This window comes from Aquaticitalea lipolytica (assembly GCF_014641635.1).
Taxonomy (GTDB): Bacteria; Bacteroidota; Bacteroidia; order Flavobacteriales; family Flavobacteriaceae; genus Aquaticitalea; species Aquaticitalea lipolytica.
The window spans coordinates 624610-641616 of record NZ_BMIC01000001.1 but is presented as its reverse complement, the minus strand read 5'-3'; the positions used below and the strand labels follow the sequence as shown (position 1 = coordinate 641616).

The window sequence follows — 17007 nt, the reverse complement described above, 5'->3', positions numbered from 1 at the left end:
AGGTGTGGCTATTTACTATTAATCAATTATTTAAACGTAAGATAAGCATTCAAATTATGTTAAATTTAAATTATAACATATAATTAACGTATTGTACATATATTATCTAATTTATCTAAAAATATAATGTACCTTTGCACGCTTAAAAATAAGGCATCATTATGGCTAATATTAAAAATATCGCGATTATCGCTCACGTTGACCACGGAAAAACAACCTTGGTAGACAAAATCATGTATCATTGTCAGTTATTTAGAGAGAATGAAAACACTGGAGATTTAATTCTTGACAATAACGATTTAGAGCGTGAAAGAGGAATTACAATTACATCTAAAAACGTTTCTGTAGTTTACAAAGACACAAAAATTAATATCATTGATACTCCTGGTCACGCGGATTTTGGTGGTGAGGTAGAACGTGTATTAAATATGGCTGATGGCGTTTTGTTATTGGTTGATGCTTTTGAGGGTCCAATGCCACAAACACGTTTTGTATTAGGTAAGGCTATCGATTTGGGTTTAAAACCTTGTGTGGTTGTAAATAAAGTTGATAAAGAAAACTGTACTCCAGAAGAAGTACATGAAGCTGTTTTTGATTTAATGTTTGAACTTGGTGCAGAAGAATGGCAGTTAGATTTCCCTACTGTATATGGTTCGGCAAAACAAAACTGGATGAGCGATGATTGGAAAAAACCAACGACAAACATAGAGCCATTGTTAGATATGGTTGTTGAACATATTCCATCACCAAAAATAGAAGAAGGTACAGTACAAATGTTGATTACATCTTTAGACTTCTCATCATTTACTGGTCGAATTGCAATTGGACGTTTACAACGTGGCACTCTTAAAACAGGAATGAACATTTCATTGGTAAAACGCGATGGAAGAATAGTAAAATCTAAAGTTAAAGAACTACATGTTTTTGAAGGTCTAGGACGTAAAAAAGTTGAAGAGGTTCAAGCTGGAGATATTTGTGCATTAGTTGGTTTAGAAGGATTTGATATTGGTGATACTGTAGCAGATTTTGAAAATCCTGAAGGATTAAAAACAATTGCTATTGATGAGCCAACAATGAGTATGTTGTTTACAATTAACGATTCGCCTTTCTTTGGAAAGGATGGAAAATTTGTAACATCTCGTCATATTAAAGAACGTCTTACTAAAGAGCTAGAAAAGAATTTAGCTTTACGTATGGCAGAAACTGATAGTGCTGATAAATTTATGGTGTTTGGTCGTGGAGTATTGCATTTATCTGTATTAATTGAAACGATGCGTCGTGAAGGTTATGAGCTTCAAATTGGGCAGCCACAAGTTATCATTAAAGAAATTGATGGTGTAAAATGTGAGCCTGTTGAAGAAATGACTATTGATTTACCAGAAGTTGTTTCAGGTAAAGCTATAGAAATGGTATCTGTACGTAAAGGTGAAATGGTAAGCATGGAAGCCAAAGGAGAGCGTATGGTTTGTAAATTTATAATCCCTTCACGTGGAATTATAGGTTTGCGTAATAACTTACTTACTGCAACTGCAGGTGAGGCTATTATGACACACCGTTTTATTGAATACCAACCGTTAAAAGGAGGAATTCCAGAGCGTCAAAATGGATCGTTAGTATCTATGGAGAAAGGTCAAGCAATTCCATATTCAATTGATAAATTACAAGATAGAGGACGCTTTTTTGTTGATCCAGGAGAAGATATTTATGAAGGTCAGGTTATTGGAGAAAATTCTCGTGGTGATGATATGGCTGTTAACGTTACAAAAACTAAAAAGTTAAGTAACGTACGTTCGTCTGGAGCAGATGATAAGGCAAGAATTATTCCTGCTATTAAATTCTCTTTAGAAGAAGCCTTAGAATATATTCAAAAAGATGAATATGTTGAGGTAACTCCTAATCATTTACGTTTGCGTAAAATTTTATTGACTGAAGTTGAGCGTAAGAGAAATAAAAGTATTTAATCTAAATAGTTTATAAAGAAAAAGGAATCTAATTTAGGTTCCTTTTTTTTAGAATTATAGTAGGTTTGTTATATTATCATTTAATCAAAGTTATAACTATGGAATTATTTAATATCACATTTACCGATTGGATTGGTTATGCTGCAATGGCTACTGTTCTAATTTCATTTTTAATGAAAAACGTAAATACTTTAAGATTAATCAATTCATTTGGATGCTTGTTGTTTGTTGCTTATGGGCTTTTATTAGAGCCAATATCATTTCCTATTATCATTACAAATACAGCAATATTTGCTATTAATTTATATTACTTGTTTGTAAAGAAAACAAACTAAGATTGTTTATATTTACTAAAATTTAATTATGATTTTTCTTTATTTCGATCCAGGATTAGGAGCTATGATTGCACAAGCTGTAGTTGCTGCAGTAGCAGCTGTAGTACTATTTTCTAAAAACTTAATGTATAAAGTAAAATTGTTTTTTGGTTTAGTAAAACATAATGACGAAAAAGACGATGTTTTTGATGAAATAAACATTAAAGACTCTGATTTAGAAAACAAAAACTCAAGTGATAGCTAAAAACTTTCATTCTTCATCATTTAGAGATCCTTCTGGATATGTGTTTATTGAAGATGGAATAATAAAACGAGTTATACATCCAATTTATTTTGAACAGTATAATAAATTAACCGAGTCAGGGTTTTTTAAGGTTTTATTTAATAATCGTTTGCTTATTCCACATCAAGAACTAACTTATACTAATGAGCAAATAGTTATACAGCCAAATAAAGTTTCGTTTATAACCTATCCTTACGAATGGAGCTTTAATCAATACAAAGAAGCAGCATTACTTACTTTAAAGCTTCAAAAATATAGTTTGGAGCATGGCTTTTCACTAAAAGATGCATCAGCTTTTAACATTACATTTCATAATGGGAAGGCAATTTTTATCGATACATTGTCGTTTGATTTTTATGCAGAAAATTCACCTTGGAGAGCATATAAACAGTTTATAACACATTTTTTAGGTCCATTGGTTTTGTCTTATTTTCATGGCGCGCAAATGCTAAAGTTAACTAGTAATTTTATTGATGGAATTCCAGTTAAAATGATAAGTTCATTATTACCATTTAAAACAAAACTTAATCCATTTTTATATTCTAATATTCACCTATTAGCTAAGCTTGAAGAGAAACATAATGAAGATTACAAAGGGACATCTAAAAAGGCTTCTTTATCAAAAAAAGCACAGTTAAACATTATAGAAAGTCTTTACGATTATATTAAAAAGTTAGAATTAAAAGAGACATCTGAATGGGGTAAATATTATAGTAAAATCAATTATTCAGACTCTGCATTTATTCTAAAATCTGAAATAATTAATTGTTGGATTGCTACAATGAAACCTAAAACATTAATTGATATTGGAGGTAATGATGGCACTTTTGTAAGGCGAATCAATTATAAAATTGAAGAGACTTTAGTTTGTGATATAGATAATAATGCCGTAGACTATAATTATAAAACATTAAAAATTAACAAGGAACAATCTATGTTGCCTTTCGTTCTTGATGTGCTTAATCCTTCAGCGGCAATTGGATTAAATAATAAAGAACGCTTTTCATTTTTAGATAGAATAAAAGAATATGCTCCAGATGTAACTTTAGCATTAGCTGTAATACATCATATGACTTTATCTGGTAATGTGCCTTTTGATAAATCTGCACAATTTTTCAGTAGTTTTTCAAAATACTTGATTATTGAGTTTCCAAAACGTGAAGATTCATGGGTAAAACGTTTACTTAATAATAAAGCTGAATTTAAAGAACATTTTGATTTTTATAATCTTGAAGCTTTCGAAAAAGCGTATTCTAAATACTTTGAAATTATTGAAAACAAAGCTATTGATGATTCTGAAAGAGTTATGTATTTACTTAAAAACAAATGCTAAAAAAGGTAAAAGAAAATATACTTTCATTCATTAATAGTGATAAACATGTGCCTTTTATTGCCGCTTTTATAAGTGGATTTTACCCATTTGTTTTTTATATTTCAAATAATTATTCTGCTGTTAATTCAAAAGAGCATTTAGCTTTTTTTGTATTGTTTTTTATTGGAATTTCACTACTTATTTTTTCACTATTTTACTTTGGTTTTGGATTAAACAAAAGATTAATAAAGTATAGAGCCCATTTGCTTTTTGTATTACTTATTGTTGTGACATCTTCTTTAATGTCTCAAGCAATATATTTAGTTTTTAAGAAAAAAATACTATTACTCATATTAATATTAAGTATTGCTTTGTCAATTAAATTACATAAGCACTATAAAAAAATTATTATTCTATTAATGTTAATGTGTGTTTTGCCAATACCAAAGGTTATTATTAAGGCATATAACTACTTAATACCAATGACATGGAGTGTTTTACCTGACGAAATAGAAAATGTTCAGTTTAAACATAAACCTAATATATACCTTATTCAGCCTGATGGTTATGTAGCAGAAACAATGATGGAAAGTGAAACGTATAATTTTAAGAGTGATTTATATGGTTGGCTTTCCATTAATGACTTTAAAATATATCCAGATTTTAGAAGTAATTATCCAGCAAGTTTAGCTTCAAATGCTTCTCTGTTTTCAATGAAGCAACACTATTTTGGAGAAACGCTTTTGCCATCTTTAGAAGTGCCCAATGCAAGAAAGATTATTAGTGGAGATAACCCTGTGATTTCCATTTTTAAAAATAACAACTATAAAACATATTTCATAGTAGAAGATGAATATTTTCAACAAAATAGGAAAGAGAGTAACTATGATTATTATAATATTAAATTAAATGAAATACCTTTATTTAGTAATGATAATAATATTAAAAAGGATGTTTTTTTAGATTTAAAGCAAGCAATAAGTTTAAGCGATAAAACACCAAAGTTTTTTTTCATTGAGAAGTTATTGCCACACCATGTTCATTTTTCTGCTGAAGAAAATAAGGTGGAAACAGAAAGAGATTGGTACATAAAAAGGGTAGGTGAAGTTAATAATTGGATTAAAACAACAGTTAATTATATCTCTAAAGTAGACCCAAATGCAATGATTATTATATTGGCAGATCATGGTGGTTGGGTTGGTTTGGAAAATTATAATGATATGTATAGTACTGAAAATCCATATTTAATTAAATCAACATACTCTTCTTTGGCAGCTGTAAAATGGAATGGGTTTTTAACATCAGATTATGACGCTAACTTAAAGTCGAATGTGAATGTCTTTAGAGTATTGTTTTCAGTTTTAAGTGAAAACAAAACATATTTACAAAATCTTGAAAGCGATTCAAGTTATAATTTACGTTTAGGATTGTTTTCTAAATCAGTTTATGAAGTAATTGATAGCAATGGAAATGTAAATATTGAAAGGCTAAATAAATGAAAGTTAAATTTAATGAATTGTTGAAGCATAAATACAGCTTACCAATATTATCTGCAATTGGAGTTGGTTTATACCCAATTCTTTATAACTATGATTCAAATCTTACCTTGATTAACTCTTGGAGTCAATTTTTTTATTTAATATTTTGTTTTTTAATCATACCTCTAATTCTTTTTTACTTAGTTTATAAACTAACTAACACATCAAAGAGATTAATAAATTATAATAAGCAAATACTTGCAATTTTAAACATTTCAACTTTTTTTATTTTACTTCTAATAAGTACAAATAGCTTCAGTAAGAAAAAGTTTTTGCTGTTAATTGTTATTGCTTGCATTTTAGGCTTGTTCTTGTTTAAGTATTTAAGAAAAATAATAGCTTTTCAGTTTATAATTGCAGTAGTAGCAATTGTTTGGGTAATCCCAAGAATAATAGAAAGTCAATCATATTCATTTAATTGGGCAAAACAACCTGACGCAATTGAAAATGTTAAATTTAAAAAGCGACCAAATGTTTATATTATTCAACCAGATGGATATGTTAGTTTTAATGAAATGAAAAATGAGCTTTATGATTATGATAATAGCAAATTTGAGACATTTTTAGAAGATAATAATTTTAAAGTTTATAATAATTTTAGAAGTAATTATTACACAACTTTGAGCTCTAATACTTCAATGTTTACAATGAAGCATCATTATTATAATAATCCTAAACCAAATTTTAATGAGTTATATAATGCAAGAGAAATCATGGCAGGTAGTAACCCAGTTGTTTCAATATTTAAGCAAAATAATTATAAAACATCATTAATAGTTGAGAGCCCATATTTATTAGTAAACAGACCAAAATTAAATTATAATTATTGTAATATAAATTATAGTGAAATTCCATTTCTTTCAAAAGGATTTGAGTTTTATAAGAATGTTAATGAAGATTTAGAGGCAGCAATTATTAAAAATTCTAAATCAGACAATTTTTATTTTATAGAAAAACTAAGTCCAGGACATATTAGTACTTTAGAGAAAGACTCAAAAGGAAAAGAAGAAGAAAGGAAAATTTATTTAAAACGAGTTGAAGAAGCTAATAAATGGCTAAAAAGTATGATTGGTATTATAAATAATTATGATAATAATGCGTTAATAGTGATAGTATCAGATCATGGAGGTTTTGTTGGGTTTGATTATACTAGACAATCAAAAACCAAGCAAACAGATAGAGATTTGTTGTACTCAGTATTCTCAGTAAATTTAGCGATAAAATGGCCAGATAATATAGCTCCAGAGTTTGATGACAAATTAACAACCTCAGTAAATCTATTTAGAGTACTATTTTCTTACTTAAGTAATGATAAAAAGTATTTAAATCATTTGCAAGACGATAAGAGTTTTATAATAATAAATAATGAGTCCCCTTTTGGTGTATATGAAATGATTAATGAAAAAGGAGAAATAGTCTTTTTTGAATATGTTAATTAGCGTATTTTAGCTTAAAAATTAAATTCTATTTATAAAGTAATTAAATATAGTGTTGATAATAAGGATGTTTGGAACAAATTTGTAGCCAATTCAAAAAATGCTACTTTTTTATTCGAAAGAGACTTTATGGACTATCATAAAGATAGATTTCTTGACTATTCATTAATGATTTATAAAAACAATCATCTATTTGCTTTACTTCCTGCAAATAAAAAAAACAGTGAAATATTTTCACACGAAGGATTAAGTTATGGAGGTTTATTATTAAAAAAGAAAACTGAATTTGATGATGTTTTAGAGTGCTTTAAAGCTTTGCTTAAATTTTTGAGTGAACAATCATTTGCTAAGTTGCATTTAAAAATCATACCTAAAATATATAATGAATTACCAAGTGATGAGATAGATTACTTACTTTTTATTGTTAAAGCACAAATTAGTAGAAGAGATTTAACAGCTACAATTAATAATTTAAAGAAAGTTGATGATCTTTCATCTAACCGTAAAAGAGGCCTAAAAAAAGCCATTAAAAATAATTTGGTTGTTAAAGAAGTTAGTGACTTTAAAGAATTTTGGAACAGTATCTTAATACCCAATTTAGGGTTAAAATATAAAACTAAGCCAGTACATTCAGTAGAAGAAATAGTTGCACTAAAAAATAAATTTTCAAAAAACATTAGACAATTTAATGTATATAAAGAAAAAGATATTGTAGCTGGTGTGACAATATTTGAAACAAAGCATGTTGCTCATGCTCAATATATTTCTGCCAACGAAAAGAAACAAGAACTTGGAAGCCTAGATTTGGTTTTTAATGTTTTAATTAATGATGTATTTAAAGGCAAAAGATATTTCGATTTTGGAATTTCTAATGAAAATCAAGGGTTGAATATAAATTCTGGATTATTGTCATGGAAAATGTCTTTTGGTGCACAACCAATTGTTCATGATCATTATATAATAGACACAAAAAATTATAGCCTTCTAGAGAGTGTATTAATATGATAAAGTTTTTAGACTTACATAAAATCAATTCACGTTTCAATACCGAATTTAAATCACAATTTAATAGTGTTTTAACTTCTGGACATTATATACTTGGGGAACAAGTAGAGCAATTTGAAACCAATTTTGCTAACTATTGTGGTACAAAACATTGCATTGGTACTGCAAACGGACTAGATGCACTCACACTTATACTAAAAGCATATATCGAGCTTGGTAAACTAAAACCAGGTGATGAGGTTATTGTGCCTGCAAATACATTTATTGCAACTGTTTTATCTGTGCTTCATGCCAATTTAAAACCTGTTTTAGTTGATGCAAATGAGGAATCGTTTAGTATTTCAGTTGCTGAAGTTGAAAAACATATAAATCCAAAAGTAAAAGCAATAATTGCAGTGCATTTATATGGTCAGTTAGCAGATATTGACTCACTTTATAATATTGCAAAACAACATAAATTATTACTTATTGAAGATGCAGCCCAAGCACATGGAGCAATAAGTACATCACACAAAAAAGCTGGAAATTTATCAGATGCAGCAGCATTTAGTTTTTACCCTAGTAAAAATTTAGGTTGTTTAGGTGATGGAGGAGCTATAACTACTAACGATACCAAGTTATCTGATTGTATAAAAATGCTCCATAATTATGGAAGTTCATCTAAATATGTAAATGATATTATTGGGACTAATAGTAGGTTAGATGAATTACAAGCGGCTTTTTTAAGCATCAAATTAAAGCAACTTGATGAAGATAATTTAAAACGACAAGATATAGCTGCGTTTTATCTTTCAAATATTAAGAATAAAAAGATAAAGCTTCCGTTTTTTAATCATACTAAAGATCATGTGTTTTATGCGTTTGTAGTTAGAGTTGATGACAGAAAAGACTTCATTAATTATTTAAATGCTAATGAAGTTGGTTATTTAATTCATTACCCAATTCCGCCTCACAAACAAAAAGCATTAGCAATGTTTAATCATAGGTCATTTCCAGTTACTGAAAAAATTCATGATACTGTAGTTAGTATTCCGATAAGTCCAGTAATGACAGATGAAGAAGTACAAACAGTTACCCAAATTTTAAATTCGTATTAATTGAAAAAGTTTATAAATTATATAAATAATAACGTGCTGTTTAAAGTAGCACATCTTAATTCGGCAACAATAGTTACTAAAATTATTGCTGGAATTTTGACTTCTAAAGCAATAGCCATTTTTATTGGAGTAGAAGGGATGGCTCTTATTGGGAATTTACGTAATTTTTTAAGTGCTGTACAATCGTTTGCTATTCTAGGTTTTTATAATGGTTTGGTTAAATACATAGCCGAATTTAAGAACGATGTTTTACAGTTAAGTAAAACACTGTCTACAGCATATTATTTAGGTTTTTTCTCTACTATTTTAATGTCGTTTTTCTGCTATTATAATGCAGATAGTATAAATGTGTTTCTGTTTTCATCAAACTACAATTACGCATACGTAATTAAGGTTTTAGCTTTGGCACTTCCGTTTTACTCTTTAAATCTGTTTTGTTTCTCCATAATGAATGGATTTTCAAAATACAGAATGTTGCTGGTAATTAACATTATTGGTCAGATTTTAGGATTGTCAATAACATTATTATTAATCTATCAGAACAATATTGATGGAGCATTAGTATCAGCAGTAATTACGCCATCTTTAATTTTATTAATGACGTTAGTTGCTATCTTTAATCAGAAAAGTTTAGTCTCTTCAGTAAAAATCACCAATGTTAGTCTTGATATTTTAAAGAAATTTAGTCCGTTTGCTATTATGGCATTGGTTTCTGCAATTGCATTACCATTAATATCTATAGTAATTAGGAATTATATTATTGATACTGTAGGAATCAAACAAGCAGGATATTGGGAAGCTATGAATAGGATTTCTGACTACTACTTAATGTTTATCACATCTATAATGACTTTGTATATTTTACCTCGTTTTAACGAAATAAATAATAAAAAGGAGTTTAGAAAAGAAGTATTCAATTTCTATAAAAGTGTAATTCCAATTTTTGGTGCTGGATTAATTTTAATATATATTTTAAGACAGTATGTAGTGACTTTAGTTTTTTCAGATGCTTTTCAGCCTGTTGAAGATTTGTTCTTTTGGCAATTATTAGGCGATTTTATAAAAGTGCTTTCTGTAGTAATTGCATATCAGTTTATTGCCAAGAAAATGTTTTGGCACTTCATTATAATTGAAATATTTTTAGTTGTTATAATGTACTTTTCTAGTGTATATCTTATTGATGCCTTTGGAGTTAGAGGAGCAGTTATGGGTCATTTTGTTAGCTATTTAATGCATTATGGTATTATTTTATTAATATTTGGTAGTTCGCTTTTTGGTGTTCTTCATGAGGAAGAACAATAATTTTTCAAAAACAGTATTGGTTGAAAAGATTGATAAACCACTTTAGTAATAATATGCTAGTTAAAATAGCATCATTAAATTCTGCTTCTGTTTTAACAAGAATTGCAGCAGGATTAATTACTTCTAAAGTTATTGCTCTTTTTGTAGGACCTGTTGGTTTGGCTTTAATAGGAAACTTGAGAGATGTATTTAACACGCTTCAATCGTTTTCCACTCTTGGGTTTTATAACGGAATTGTTAAGTATGTTTCAGAGTTTAAAAACGATGCAAAAAAACTAACTCAAACAATATCTTCAGTCTTTTATTTAATGCTAATTGCAACTATTATAGTTGCGCTCTTTTGTTTTTTTGGAGCTGGTTATATCAATCAGTATATATTTCCAAATGGTGAAAATTATAGCTACATCATAAAGTTAATTGCAGTTGCAATACCTTTTTATGCATTAAATATTTTAATGACATCTATTTTAAATGGGCTTTCTAGGTTTAAAACCATATTGAAAATCCAAATTATAGGACATGTTTTAAGTACATGTTTAACAGTTGTTTTAATATGGAAACAGCACATACATGGAGCGCTTTTAGCAATTGTTTTAGCAGAAATTTTGTTTTTTATAATAACACTAAATGGAGTTTCTGATAAACGATATTTTTTATCACTAATAAGTAAAAAAAACATCAGCTTAAAAAAGATAAAGAAATTGAGCACGTTTTCAATAATGGCTCTATTTACAGCTACAATTGCTCCTTTAGTGGCTTTGTCAATTAGAAATTATATAATTGATACAGTTAGTATAGATGATGCTGGTTTTTGGGAAGCAATGAATAGACTTTCTAATTATTATTTAATGTTTGTAAGTTCATTGTTGACTTTATATGTTCTACCACGATTTTCTGAAATTAACACAAAACTAGAGTTTAGAAAAGAAGTGTTTAGTTTTTATAAAACCATTATGCCAATTTTCGCAGTAGGTTTAATAGCGATTTATTTTTTAAGACATTTTATAATTGCTATTGTGTTTTCTAAAGAGTTTCAAGCTGTTGAAACCTTGTTTTTTTGGCAATTACTTGGCGATTTTATAAAGGTGTTATCTATAGTTATTGCAGTGCAGTTTTTAGCAAAAAAGATGTTTTGGTATTATATGATTACTGAAGCTTTGTCTGTAATAGTACTTTATTTTTCGAGTGTATACCTAATTGATTTATATGGAGTGAAAGGAGCAACAATGGCGCATTTTATAACTTATGTAGTTTATTTTGTGGTTATACTACTCATATTTAGTAAATCGCTTTTTGGAAGATTGCCAAAAGACGAATCTGCTATTTAGGGCTCCATGTTTTAATATACTTTTCAGCAATTGTAGTATATAAATGTTCTTTCTCAACAAAAGCTCTAGCGTGTTTTGAGATTTCGGTTATTTTTTCTGGATTAAGAATTAGCCATTCTAATTTTTCGGCAATATATTTTGCATCTGGTAATGCATTTATACAAACTGTGTCTTTCTGCAAACCATAAAAATCTAACCATTCTTGCTCAGCACCTGTAAAAACTACTTTTCCTTTTGCCATTGCTTCTAAAGCATTAAACCCTTGATCGTAACTATATACTTGATCTAATATAATATGCGCAGAATTAAACATGTTTATATACGTGTCATAAGGTAAGCTTCGTGTTGTGATGACTTCAATTTTTTCAGAATATTTTTCTTGAATAATTTTTAGGCTAGCTTCAAAAATATCATTCCCCTTTTTGTAATAATTATGCTCATTAATACCATGAAAAATAATGATTTTGCCTTCTGTTTTGGGCTCAATATATTTTAATTTTTCGGTATTGATTGGGTTTGGTATTAATCCTAAATAGAGCTTATTTTCTTGTAATGGTAAGTGATAATCAATATCTGAAGCTATTACTCCTTTTATGTTTTTATATACAAAACCATGTAATTCTTTATAAGGATTAGAGAGGTAGTCTAGTATATACAAAAACTCATTACTTTTTTCCTTGTTAGCTTCATAAGGTGTTAAAATGGAGTAACGTAGCTTGTTTTTATTAGCAAATTTTACATTTGTATAATCGGCTCCACAGGATAATAAATACACGTTTTTATTGTGTTCAAAAACAAATTTTAAAAGTTGTATTTCAGTTTTTGCGTAAGTGCCAAAAGCCTTTTCGTTTATAAGTTGTACAACATCATAGTTTTTAAATTTCTCTTTATGTGAATTGAATTGTTTTTTTATGTGTAATGAAGTAATATCAATCTTAAAAAGCCTAAAAAGAACTTTTTTTACAAAAAGCATAATGCCTTTTGTGTATTTAATTTCAAAATGAATATCAACAGGATACTTTTTAAAATAGTCACCACTACCAGCAATAGTTACTTCATGTCCTAAAGCGATTAACCCTTCTTTTAACGAATTATGAAGTCGACTATATTCACCTATTAATAAAATCTTCATTTATTTATATACATTTGTTTTTACATGCATTTACAAAGAGTGTGTTTCAAAGATAGTTTTTAATGTCTAAATCCAATAATAAAAAAATTTGCATCGTTGCACAATCTTTATCAAAAGGAGGAGCAGAGCGTTCGTCTGCATTACTCTCTAAAATGTTGTTTAGTTTGGGTTATGATGTGCATATTGTTACTATATTATCTGGAGTTGATTACGAATATTCAGGCAAGCTTTTTAATTTAGGTGAACTTAAAGATAAACGTGATACTTTTTTTGGAAGACTACACAGATTACAAGTGTTTAAAAAATATTTAAAAACACATCAGTTTGATGTAATTATTGATAATCGGTCACGTGTACAAGCTTTTACAGAATTTATCATTACCACATTTATTTATAAACTACCAACTGTTTATGTGATTCATAATTTTGAAACCTCTAAATCGTTTACAAAATATGCTTGGCTAAATACACTTTTGTATAAAAACAAGATGATGACTTGCGTTTCTTCTGAAGCAAAAATGAAGTTTGAAACGCAATTTAAACTCAATAGAATTAAAGTAATTTATAACGGATTCGATTTTAAAACTATTGAGTTACAATCACAAGAACAAATAGCTGATCAAATAGCTGATTATATTATTTATTATGGCAGAATTGATGATGACCATAAAAATTTAATATTGCTATTAGAGGCTTACAAGCAGTCTAAACTGATTGCTCAAAAAATAAGATTGCTAATTCTTGGTGATGGACCTGATATTCAGTCTATTGAAAATTATTCAAAGCAATTACAGATAAATGATAATGTGGTTTTTAAAGGGTTTACATCAAATCCTTATCCTTATGTAAAGAATGCCAAATTCACGTTATTAACAAGTAGGCATGAAGGATTTCCAATGGTAATACCAGAATCGCTTTCATTGGAAGTCCCTGTGATTTCTGTAGACTGTAAATCTGGGCCAAGCGAGGTAATTACTAACGGATTTAATGGTCTTTTGGTTGAAAATTATAATGCAAAAGCACTAGCAGATGCTATGAATAGTTTTATATTTGATTTAGATTTATACTCAAAATGTAAGTCTAATGCCAAGAAAAGTGTTGAACAATTTTCAGTTGAATACATATCAAAAGATTGGCAAAATGTTATAAATACTTTAGATGAAACATCCAAGACTAATTTTTAATAATAAAGTTGATGATTATTAAGATGTTACATGTGACCATTGAAAAACAATAAAAATTAGCACATGAAAACTAAAATTGAAGATGCACAGATTGTAGTTATTCCTCAAGTTCATGAAAAGAGAGGAAAATTAGCTGTTATTGAAAAAGATGCTATTCCTTTTAACATGAAACGTGTGTATTATTTGTATGATATACCAAGTGGAACTAATAGAGGAGGACATGCGCATTTAAAACAGCAATCTGTTATAATCGCAATGAGTGGAAGTTTTGAAGTTATTTTAGATGACGGAAAAGAAAAAAAGACATTTATGCTTAACAAACCTGATTCAGGACTTTATATTCCAACAGGAATTTGGCGTGAGATTAAGAATTTCTCTTCAGGAGCTGTGTGTTTGGTATTAGCATCAACAGAGTTTGATGAAGCCGAATATATTAGAGATTACAAAAAATTCAAATTAATTAAAGGAGCTTAAAAACATACCTTTGTTGCGTAAAAATACCTTTAACTTCACAAATAACTTTAGCAAAGGTGTATTTAAATAAAGTAAAAACCGTTGCTTTTTGTTTAAATTATTAAAGTCTAGTTTTTTAATATATTCACTGGCTTTTTTGTTATTTCCAACCAATTTGTATTGTATTGCTATAGCGTAGCGATTAATATCTAAATATTTTTTTAGCGAATCATTGTGCTTTGCTTCATCTTCATATTGGTCTAAATTTAAAAAATGCCTCAAATTAGTATTAGAGTTTGTAATTCGGTTATCAGCATCCAGCATATAATAAGCAGTAACTGTATTGCTAAATGCAACCGAATGCTTTAAGGCAATTCTCATCCATAAATCGGTGTCTTCTCCAGCGCCAAGTGTAATATCCTCATCAAAATTACCAATAGAACTGAATATATGCTTTGGAATCATTACAGCAGATGTCCAGGCTATTCCATTAATTATACTCGACTCAAAATAGTCGTTTACAATTCCCATCCAGTTTGGAGTTTTTGGAATTTTATAATATTCTGAAGCAATTTCTAAATCTCCAATTTTACAGGTATACGCAGTGGCATACAAACCACAATTTGGGAATTTATTATAAAGCATTAAAAAGGTTTCTAAATGATTAGGAAGCCAATAATCATCAGCATCTAAAAAAGCTATAAACTCCGAACTTGCTTTGGTAAGACCAAAATTTCTAGCATGAGATACGCCTTTGTTTTCGATGGTAAATAGTTTTATTCTCTTATCATTTATAGATTTTATAACGTCTAAACTATGGTCTGTTGAACCATCATTAATGACAATAATTTCAAAATCCTGATTGGTCTGATTCAAAACACTACTAATTGTATTTTGTATATGATTTCCTTTATTGTAAACAGGAATTATGATTGAAAATAATGACATTAGTTTTTGGTTTTGTAGGAGCAATAATATCCCAATTTATAAAAATCGAATAATAAAATTGAGGGGCTTGATGAATTAAAATTTTTAAGCAATATAGGTTTTGTTGTTTTAAATACTAATAAAACAAGTTTGTCTAGCATTACTTTTTTTAATTTAGAATGAAGTACTGCAATTTTAAATTTTTTCTCGTCTAGTTTGTTGGCTTCTAATAAAAAAACAAGATTTCTAATGGTGCTTTCTGCCTTATTAACATAAGTATTTGCATCATCATCAGCAGCATGTATAACAGGATTATTAATAAAGCTTAAATCAATTTTATTAGCTTGTAGAGTGTGAAAAAAAAGCACATCTTCATTACCATAGGTTGTTAAACTTTCATCAAAAGGATAAGTCTCGATAACGCTTTTTTTAATTAAAAAGTTAGAGGATATTAATACGTGTCTGTTTTCTCCATTACTATCGTAACTAGCTTCTCTTGTTTTTGTGTATAACCATCTTAATTTATATGGTTTTTCTGGAGCTTTCTCCTTTGGCATCATACCTCCAATAACTACATCTTTATGTATAGAGTTTAAATAACTAGCTATAAAATTTTCTTCTTTTGGAAATGTGCCAGCATCAACGAAAAGCAATGTATTGTAATTAGCTTTTTTTGCTAGTAAATTACGGATGGCACTTCTACCAATATTATTATCTAAAACGGTAAAAACAGTATGGCTTAACGTGTCTATTTTTGTGTTTTCAGAAAAGGGCTCTGTTGAACAGTCATCAATTACTATAATTTCAAATGCAATAGCACACTGCATTAATTGCTGATGAATTTCTTCAACTAAATCAACAATATTATAATTATAAACAGGGATTAATACTGATAGCATTGACACAAAATTAATGCTTAAAAATACATTATTTTAAGACTTGATGATTGCTGCAGTACTTTTTATGATAAAATTAGCTAGTAGCTTTACGCTGTACAACTTCGTAAACTTTGTTTTCGTCGCGCTTTAAAGTTTTACTAGGATAGCGTAATAAAAGCGCATAATCGTGAGTTGCCATTAAAATAGTGTTACCATTTTTATTAATTTCTTGTAACACTTCCATTACCTCAATACTTGTTTGAGGGTCAAGATTTCCTGTTGGCTCGTCAGCAAGAATTAATTCAGGATCGTTTAATAAAGCTCTTGCAATAGCAATACGTTGTTGTTCTCCACCAGAAAGTTCATGAGGAAATTTAAAACCTTTGGTTTTCATAGCAACTTTATCAAGTACTTTTTCTATGCGTTCTGATATGGCATTTTTGTCTGTCCAACCAGTTGCTTTTAGTACAAATTCTAAATTGCTATTTACTGTTCGGTCTGGGAGTAATTTAAAATCCTGAAATACAATGCCTAATCGTCGTCTTAAAAAAGGAATGTCATTTTCTTTAAGTGTTCTTAAGTTAAAATCAACAATATGACCTTCGCCTTCAGTTAATTCTAAATCGCCATAAAGTGTTTTCATAAAACTACTTTTTCCACTTCCTGTTTTACCAATAAGATATACGAAATCACCTTTTTTCATTTCAAAATTAACATCAGATAATACCATGCTATCACCTTGAAATATGGATACATTCTTTAATTCTAAAACAGTTTCAGACATTTTTAAGTAATTTTTTTAGGAGTTGTAAATGTATTATTAAAAAATTCAATTA

The 17007-nt window shown here is 28.6% G+C and carries 16 protein-coding genes; 12 read left to right on the top strand and 4 right to left on the bottom strand.

All coding sequences use genetic code 11. The features are described from left to right. Window positions 1–161: 161 nt before the first annotated feature. From typA to IEW41_RS02905, 10 genes are all read left to right on the top strand, one after another. Window positions 162–1961 carry a translational GTPase TypA gene (gene typA, locus IEW41_RS02950; RefSeq protein ID WP_188604841.1) on the top strand — a complete coding sequence of 600 codons (1800 nt, stop codon included), beginning with the start codon at window positions 162–164 and terminating at the stop codon, window positions 1959–1961. 98 nt (window positions 1962–2059) lie between these two features. Continuing rightward, on the top strand, window positions 2060–2296 hold the full coding sequence (locus tag IEW41_RS02945; RefSeq protein WP_188604840.1) for a uroporphyrinogen decarboxylase: 237 nt from the start codon (window positions 2060–2062) through the stop codon (window positions 2294–2296). Window positions 2297–2324: 28 nt separating this feature from the next. Then, a complete protein-coding gene (locus IEW41_RS02940) occupies window positions 2325–2540 on the top strand; it encodes a hypothetical protein (protein ID WP_188604839.1) in 216 nt (71 codons plus the stop codon). Then, window positions 2530–3912, top strand: coding sequence for a class I SAM-dependent methyltransferase (locus IEW41_RS02935; RefSeq protein ID WP_188604838.1), 1383 nt, complete (start codon window positions 2530–2532; stop codon window positions 3910–3912). Before IEW41_RS02940 ends, IEW41_RS02935 begins: the two co-directional genes overlap by 11 nt. Then, window positions 3906–5390: a sulfatase-like hydrolase/transferase gene (locus tag IEW41_RS02930; RefSeq protein WP_188604837.1), complete on the top strand. Its 1485-nt coding sequence runs from the start codon at window positions 3906–3908 to the stop codon at window positions 5388–5390. Before IEW41_RS02935 ends, IEW41_RS02930 begins: the two co-directional genes overlap by 7 nt. A gap of 311 nt (window positions 5391–5701) precedes the next feature. After that, complete coding sequence (locus tag IEW41_RS02925) at window positions 5702–6868, top strand: sulfatase-like hydrolase/transferase (protein ID WP_188604836.1); 1167 nt, start codon at window positions 5702–5704, stop codon at window positions 6866–6868. A gap of 126 nt (window positions 6869–6994) precedes the next feature. Continuing rightward, window positions 6995–7870, top strand: coding sequence for a GNAT family N-acetyltransferase (locus IEW41_RS02920; RefSeq protein WP_229660147.1), 876 nt, complete (start codon window positions 6995–6997; stop codon window positions 7868–7870). Continuing rightward, complete coding sequence (locus tag IEW41_RS02915) at window positions 7867–8967, top strand: DegT/DnrJ/EryC1/StrS family aminotransferase (RefSeq protein WP_188604835.1); 1101 nt, start codon at window positions 7867–7869, stop codon at window positions 8965–8967. Before IEW41_RS02920 ends, IEW41_RS02915 begins: the two co-directional genes overlap by 4 nt. Continuing rightward, window positions 8968–10269 carry an O-antigen translocase gene (locus IEW41_RS02910; protein ID WP_188604834.1) on the top strand — a complete coding sequence of 434 codons (1302 nt, stop codon included), beginning with the start codon at window positions 8968–8970 and terminating at the stop codon, window positions 10267–10269. Window positions 10270–10322: 53 nt separating this feature from the next. Further along, the gene (locus tag IEW41_RS02905) at window positions 10323–11597 is read left to right on the top strand and encodes an O-antigen translocase (protein ID WP_229660146.1); all 1275 of its coding nucleotides are present in this window, start codon (window positions 10323–10325) and stop codon (window positions 11595–11597) included. Here the strand turns inward: IEW41_RS02905 and IEW41_RS02900 are convergent. Further along, window positions 11590–12729: a glycosyltransferase gene (locus IEW41_RS02900; RefSeq protein WP_188604832.1), complete on the bottom strand. Its 1140-nt coding sequence runs from the start codon at window positions 12727–12729 to the stop codon at window positions 11590–11592. The two genes, IEW41_RS02905 and IEW41_RS02900, sit on opposite strands and share 8 nt — an antisense overlap. A 62-nt stretch (window positions 12730–12791) precedes the next feature. Between IEW41_RS02900 and IEW41_RS02895 the strand changes: the two genes are divergently transcribed. Continuing rightward, on the top strand, window positions 12792–13913 hold the full coding sequence (locus IEW41_RS02895) for a glycosyltransferase (protein ID WP_188604831.1): 1122 nt from the start codon (window positions 12792–12794) through the stop codon (window positions 13911–13913). 63 nt (window positions 13914–13976) lie between these two features. Then, on the top strand, window positions 13977–14387 hold the full coding sequence (locus IEW41_RS02890) for a sugar 3,4-ketoisomerase (protein ID WP_188604830.1): 411 nt from the start codon (window positions 13977–13979) through the stop codon (window positions 14385–14387). Here IEW41_RS02890 and IEW41_RS02885 read toward each other — a convergent pair. The 3 genes from IEW41_RS02885 to IEW41_RS02875 all read right to left on the bottom strand — a co-directional run bounded on the left by IEW41_RS02885 (window position 14370) and on the right by IEW41_RS02875 (window position 16955). Next, window positions 14370–15314, bottom strand: a complete 945-nt coding sequence (locus tag IEW41_RS02885; RefSeq protein ID WP_188604829.1) for a glycosyltransferase family 2 protein — start codon at window positions 15312–15314, stop codon at window positions 14370–14372. The two genes, IEW41_RS02890 and IEW41_RS02885, sit on opposite strands and share 18 nt — an antisense overlap. After that, a complete protein-coding gene (locus tag IEW41_RS02880; RefSeq protein WP_188604828.1) occupies window positions 15314–16192 on the bottom strand; it encodes a glycosyltransferase family 2 protein in 879 nt (292 codons plus the stop codon). The genes IEW41_RS02885 and IEW41_RS02880 overlap by 1 nt, the downstream gene beginning before the upstream one ends. A gap of 73 nt (window positions 16193–16265) precedes the next feature. Next, complete coding sequence (locus IEW41_RS02875; RefSeq protein ID WP_188604827.1) at window positions 16266–16955, bottom strand: cell division ATP-binding protein FtsE; 690 nt, start codon at window positions 16953–16955, stop codon at window positions 16266–16268. Window positions 16956–17007: the final 52 nt, after the last annotated feature.